This window comes from Nocardiopsis sp. TNDT3 (assembly GCF_003427465.1).
GTDB classification, from domain to species: Bacteria; Actinomycetota; Actinomycetes; order Streptosporangiales; family Streptosporangiaceae; genus Nocardiopsis; species Nocardiopsis dassonvillei.
In genome coordinates this window covers 1-1437 of the sequence record NZ_QPFC01000248.1, presented here as the reverse complement: position 1 = coordinate 1437, position 1437 = coordinate 1, and the positions used below count along the sequence as shown (strand labels likewise).

At 75.1% G+C, this 1437-nt stretch carries 2 protein-coding genes; both read right to left on the bottom strand.

Translation table 11 applies throughout. From position 1 onward, the window contains the following. Positions 1–361 (bottom strand): universal stress protein (locus tag DQW06_RS06795; protein WP_198662391.1); only part of this gene is annotated, 361 nt, incomplete at its 3' end. Positions 362–455: 94 nt separating this feature from the next. Next, on the bottom strand, positions 456–1437 hold a 982-nt coding region (locus DQW06_RS06790; RefSeq protein ID WP_157983363.1), incomplete at its 5' end, for a MinD/ParA family protein.

Here is a 1437-nt window from a genome sequence, read left to right as displayed (position 1 = left end):
CCCCGCCCAGGCCCCGCGACCCCACCACGACGACGTCCTCGGGCAGGGCGTCGTTGAGCAGGACCGCGGGCGCGTCCTCCGGCGCCAGGACGGTCACCACGTCCAGGCCGGGCCGGGCACGGTGCGCGTACGCGGCGCCCGCGGTGAGCAGGTCGTGCCCCGCCTCCCGCTGGTCCTCGACGGCCACGCGCCCGGCCGCCCCGTAGGCGCCGATCACCACCGGCATCCCGAGGCCGTGCACGATCCGCAGCTGTGTGCCGCGCCTGGCCGCCTCCTCGGTCGCCCAGACCAGGGCGGCGTGGGAGGCGGGCGTGCCGTCCACGCCGACCACGACCGCGGGCGGGCGTTCCTGTGTGTTCATCCCCAACCCCTTCCCCCTCGTCCTTCCCCTGTCCGAAAGCGGGCTCCGGAAAACGGGGCGGGGTGGAGGAAGGGGCCGCGCACCGCGCCCGTGGTCACCTCTGCCAGGCGAACGCCTCCCCGACCGACGCGGCCAGCTGGAGGTAGGCGTCCCGCGTGGCGGGGGCGAGCCGTTCGAGGTCCACCTCCGCGCCCTCCTCCAGGTGCCCGTCCCAGGGCACCCGCACCACGTCGCGGCACCGCCCGGCGAAGTGCTCCTCCAGCCGGTTCAGATCCACGCTGCTCTTGCTGTCGGAGCGCACCATCGACAGCACCACCACGGCGTTGCGGACGAGGGAGCCGTGGCCGTGCGCCTCCAGCCAGTCCAGGGTGGCGCTGGCGCTGCGGGCCCCGTCCACGGAAGCCGAGCTGACCAGGACGACCTGGTCGGCCAGCCCCAGCACCCCGCGCATCGCCGAGTGCAGCAGACCGGTGCCGCAGTCGGTGATGCAGATGGAGTAGAAGTGCTCGACGATCCGGGCGACCTCCCGGTAGTCGGCGTCGCTGAAGGCCTCGGAGACCGCAGGGTCGCGGTCGGAGGCCAGGATCTCCAGTCGGCTGGGCGCCTGCGAGGTGAACCCGCGGATGTCGGCGTAGCGCGACACCAGGTGGCGCTCGTTGAGCAGGTCGCGGATGGTCGCCGCGGTCTCCAGCCGCACCTTGTCCGACAGCGTGCCGCGGTCGGGGTTGGCGTCCACCGCGAGCACCCGGTCGCCGCGCAGGGAGGCCAGCGTCGCGCCGAGGGCGACCGTGGTGGTCGTCTTGCCGACCCCGCCCTTGAGGCTGAGCACGGCCACCCGGTGGTGTCCGGCCGCCACGGGTGTGCTCGCGCGGGCCACCAGTTCGCGCTGGCGCAGCACCTTGGCCGACTCCCCCGGGTTGACCAGTCCCAGGGTGGCGGCGTGCACGGCCCGGCGCCACCCGCCGCTGGGGCCCTGGCGCCGGTTGCGCACGAGGGTGGCCGCGTTGAGCGCGTCGGAGGTCTGCCGCTCCTGTTCGGGGCGCCGGTCCGGTGAACCCTGGGGAGCGGGCGGGGGC